Raw genomic sequence first — 4170 nt, 5'->3', positions numbered from 1 at the left:
CCCGCACCGTGGTGCGCCGCAGCGCCGAGATGCGCCGGCCGCCGCGGCAGGCGCTGCTGGACGACCTGGCCCGCCAGGTCTACCCGCGGCTCAGCCCGCCGCCACCGCGTCCGCTGACGAGTGAGGAGCTGCTGGTGGCGGTGGTCGCCGAACGCCGCGACCGGGCGCGCGACCGCGTCCGCCGCAGCCGGGAGGGCGTGCCGACCGCCGAGCAGCTGCCGGCCGGCTGGCGCTGAGCCGACCGGACTCCGCTCAGTAGCGGTAGTGGTCGGACTTGTAGGGCCCCTGCACCGGGACGCCGAGGTAGTCCGACTGGGCCGGGGTCAGAGTGGTCAGCCGGACGCCGAGCGCGTCCAGGTGCAGCCGGGCGACCTCCTCGTCCAGGTGCTTGGGCAGCGTGTGCACCCCGAGCGGCAGCTGGTTGGCGTGCAGCTCGATCTGGGCCAGCACCTGGTTGGTGAAGGAGTTGCTCATCACGAAGCTCGGGTGGCCGGTGGCGTTGCCGAGGTTGAGCAGGCGTCCCTCGCTGAGCACGATCACCGCGTGGCCGTCGGGGAAGCGCCACAGGTCGACCTGCGGCTTGACGGTGGTGCGCTCGATGCCGGGGACGGCCGCCAGCCCGGCCATGTCGATCTCGTTGTCGAAGTGGCCGATGTTGCCGACGATCGCCTGGTGCTTCATCTGCGCCATGTGGGCGGCGGTGATGACGTCGCGGTTGCCGGTGGCGGTGACGAAGATGTCGGCCTCGCCGACGACGTCCTCCAGGGTGGCGACCCGGTAGCCGTCCATCGCGGCCTGCAGTGCGCAGATCGGGTCGATCTCGGTGATGACCACCCGGGCGCCCTGCCCGCGCAGTGACTCCGCGCAGCCCTTGCCGACGTCGCCGTAGCCGCAGACCACCGCCACCTTGCCGCCGATCAGCACGTCGGTGGCGCGGTTGATGCCGTCGACCAGGGAGTGCCGGCAGCCGTAGCGGTTGTCGAACTTCGACTTGGTCACCGAGTCGTTGACGTTGATCGCCGGGAACAGCAGCGTCTCCGCGCGGGCCATCTCGTACAGCCGCATCACGCCGGTGGTGGTCTCCTCGCTCACCCCGACCACCGAGCCGGCCAGCGCCAGCCAGTCGGTGCGCTGCTCGGCGAGGTTGCGCTTGAGCAGGGCGAGGATGACCCGCAGCTCCTCGGGGTCGGTGTCGACGGCCTCGGTGACCTGGCCGGTCTTCAGAGCCTCCACGGCCTTGTGCACCAGCAGGGTGGCGTCGCCGCCGTCGTCGAGGATGGCGGTCGGCTGCTCCCCCTCGGGCCAGGTCAGGGCGAGCTCGGTGCACTCCCAGTACTCCTCGAGCGTCTCGCCCTTCCAGGCGAACACCGGCACCCCGGCCGGCTGCTCCGGCGTCCCGTCGCCGACCACCACCGCGGCGGCGGCGTGGTCCTGGGTCGAGAAGATGTTGCAGGAGGCCCAGCGCACCTCGGCCCCCAGCGCGGTCAGCGTCTCGATCAGCACCGCGGTCTGCACGGTCATGTGCAGCGAGCCGGTGATCCGGGCGCCGGCCAGCGGCTTGGACTCGCCGTAGCGCGCCCGCATCGCCATCAGCCCCGGCATCTCGTGCTCGGCCAGCATGATCTCGGTGCGGCCGAACTCGGCCAGGCTCAGGTCGGCGACGCGGTAGTCCATGCCCGCCAGCCTAGTCCGCGGAATCTGCTCCACCGTCGGCTCTGCGCGCACCCGCGCCGCCGCAGCTGCTGACGCGGCGGCCGTCGTGCTGCCCACCCTGGATCAGGATCCCTGTGCCCGCTGCACCACCAGCGCCCGGCGGACCCAGTCGACCACCAGGTCGGGTTCGTCGGTGACCATCGCCCACGTCACCCGCAGCACCAGCCAGCGCGCGAGCTGGAGCTGGTTCTGGCGTCGTCGGTCCAGCTCGAAGGCCGCCCGGGTGGTGTGCACGGCGAAGCCGTCGACCTCGAGCACGACCCGCTCCCGCTCGAACACCACATCGCCGTAGTAGGTGCACCCCTCGACCCTGAGGGGCTGGTTGCTCCGCCAGCCGGTCAGACGGGCTTCCCGCAGGCGCCGGTGCACCAGGCGCTCCGCGCGCGACCACGGCTCGTCGCGGGAGTCGAGCAGCACCTCGGCCCGCCGGACGTTGCCCGGCCAGCGCGCGCAGACCTGCAGCGCGGCACGCATCCCGGCCAGCGTCGCGGTCCGGGTGCGGAGCACCAGGTCGATGGCCGACCCGTCGTCGGTGCTCGCCAGGTCGACAGCCACCAGCGCGGGCCGGCCGAACCTCGCCCCTGCCCGGTGCAGCACCAGCTCCGGCGGGACCCTGCGGCGGCAGAACCGGAAACCCGGCTGCGCGCGGTGCCGGCTCGGGCTGGCCAGCACGACGTCCCCGACCGCGTGCTGCGGGTCGACGAGGCGCAGCGCCGCGTCACCCAGCACCACGGCGTGGGGGTCCCAGGCGCACACGGCCCTGACCCGCTGCTCGAGGCTCAGGGCAGCAGGGTCGCTGGTGTAGACGCCTGGCAGCACCCTCGTCAGCCGGCCGCGGCGTACCGCCCACTCCACCGACCTCCGCAGCTCGGGGTGGTCGCGCAGCGCGACGACGCCGTCGGACTCGAGCAGGTGCGCATATCTCATGGCTCCCAGGTGGGCGCGGGAGGCCCGTCCTGCCGGCGCGAGGTGCGGGGCTGTGCACGCATCCTGGTCCACGGTGGCGCTGTGGACGACGGGCGGGGCGCATGGCTGCGCGGGTCGTCGGCCCCCGCCGCGCCACCGTGGAGCGGAATCCCGGCGTGAGCCGCGAGCCGGGCTCAGCCGACGCGGGCGCGGTCGATGTCGGGCTCGAGGTAGAGCGCGGTGACCATCGGCTCGGCCTGCCGGATCGACGCCTCGGCGCGGTTGATGACGGCGGCCACCTCCGCGGCGCTGTCACCGGCGTCCACGGCGATCTTGGCCGCGACCAGGACCTCCTCCGGGCCGAGGTGCAGCGTCTTCATGTGGATCAGCCGGTCGACGCCCTCGGTGCCGGTCAGCGCGTCGGTCATCCGCCGGATCGAGGCGGGGGTGGCCGACTCCCCCAGCAGCAGGCTCTTGGTCTCGATGGCCAGCACCACCGCGATCGCCACCAGCAGCACACCGATGGCCGCGGTGCCGGCGACGTCGAAGTAGCCGTTGCCGGTGAGCAGGCTGAGCCCCACCCCGATCAGGGCGAAGACGAGGCCGAGCAGGGCACCGAGGTCCTCCAGCAGCACCACCGGCAGCTCGGGCGAGCGGGCCGAGCGCACGAACCGCACCCAGGACTGCCGCCCCTTGCTGTGCCGCGACTCCCGGATGGCGGTGCGGAACGAGAACGACTCCGCCACGATCGCCGCCACCAGCACGACCAGCGGCACCCACCACCAGCGGCCCTCGAGCAGCTCGTTCGGGTGCCCGGCGTGCACCTCCTCGTACTTGTGGTACGCCTCGTACAGCGCGAACAGCCCGCCCACGCTGAACAGCACGATGGCCACGATGAAGGCGAAGATGTAGCGCTCCCGGCCGTAGCCGAAGGGGTGCTCGGGGGTGGCTTCCCGCTTCGCCCGGCGGCCGCCGACCAGCAGCAGGGCCTGGTTGCCCGAGTCGGCCACGGAGTGGATCGCCTCGGCCAGCATCGACGACGCCCCGGTCAGGGCCCAGGCCACGAACTTGGTGACGGCGATGAACAGGTTCGCGACCAGCGCGGCCACGACCGCCTTGGTCCCTCCGGATGCGCTCACCCGAGCATCATGTCAGGTGCCCAGCCAGCGCTCGTCGAAGCGGTCCAGCCCGACCGCCAGGTAGCCGGCGGCGAACAGCCCCTTCTGGTGCAGCACCGCGTAGCGCTGCAGCGGGTCGCCCTGGTCGGTGGCGACCTTGCAGACCCGGACGTCGGCCACCTCGGCGGCCCCCTCGAGGTGGCGCCGGGCGATGGTGACGAGCTCGTTGCCGTGCCCGTCGTCGAGCAGCAGCAGGGCCGGACGCCGGTCGGTGACGGGCTGGTCGAACGGGTCGGCGAAGGGGTCGCGCGGGTCGGTGCCCACGAGCAGCGGCATCAGCGCGTCGGCGTCGGCGGCCAGCGCGGGACGTCCGCTGGCCGCGCGCAGCGCCTCGGCCACCCGCCGGCTGGCCCGGGCCGCCAGCACCGACCCG

Annotated in this window: 4 protein-coding genes and 1 pseudogene; 1 reads left to right on the top strand and 4 read right to left on the bottom strand. The window is 73.2% G+C overall.

The genetic code is table 11. The features are described from left to right. Positions 1-236 (top strand): hypothetical protein (locus DVA66_RS17775; RefSeq protein ID WP_408608932.1); only part of this gene is annotated, 236 nt, incomplete at its 5' end. A gap of 16 nt (positions 237-252) precedes the next feature. Here the strand turns inward: DVA66_RS17775 and ahcY are convergent. From ahcY to DVA66_RS17755, 4 genes and pseudogenes are all read right to left on the bottom strand, one after another. Continuing rightward, positions 253-1674, bottom strand: a complete 1422-nt coding sequence (ahcY, locus tag DVA66_RS17770; protein ID WP_198671910.1) for an adenosylhomocysteinase — start codon at positions 1672-1674, stop codon at positions 253-255. A gap of 102 nt (positions 1675-1776) precedes the next feature. Further along, complete coding sequence (locus tag DVA66_RS17765; protein ID WP_114561245.1) at positions 1777-2640, bottom strand: DUF559 domain-containing protein; 864 nt, start codon at positions 2638-2640, stop codon at positions 1777-1779. Between the two features lie 173 nt (positions 2641-2813). Continuing rightward, a complete protein-coding gene (locus DVA66_RS17760; protein WP_114561244.1) occupies positions 2814-3758 on the bottom strand; it encodes a cation diffusion facilitator family transporter in 945 nt (314 codons plus the stop codon). A 12-nt stretch (positions 3759-3770) separates the two neighbouring features. Beyond that, a pseudogene (locus tag DVA66_RS17755) lies at positions 3771-4170 on the bottom strand (SIS domain-containing protein); the annotation flags it as partial.

It is taken from the genome of Desertihabitans aurantiacus (assembly GCF_003344635.1).
GTDB lineage: Bacteria > Actinomycetota > Actinomycetes > Propionibacteriales > Propionibacteriaceae > Desertihabitans > Desertihabitans aurantiacus.
Note: the sequence above shows the minus strand (reverse complement) of the source record. Positions and strands in the feature narration are given on the sequence as shown.

Excerpts from the sequence above, each read along its gene's own strand:
- ahcY (WP_198671910.1), bottom strand. The coding sequence starts at position 1,674 with ATGGACTACCGCGTCGCCGACCTGAGCCTGGCCGAGTTCGGCCGCACC.
- DVA66_RS17765 (WP_114561245.1), bottom strand. The coding sequence starts at position 2,640 with ATGAGATATGCGCACCTGCTCGAGTCCGACGGCGTCGTCGCGCTGCGC.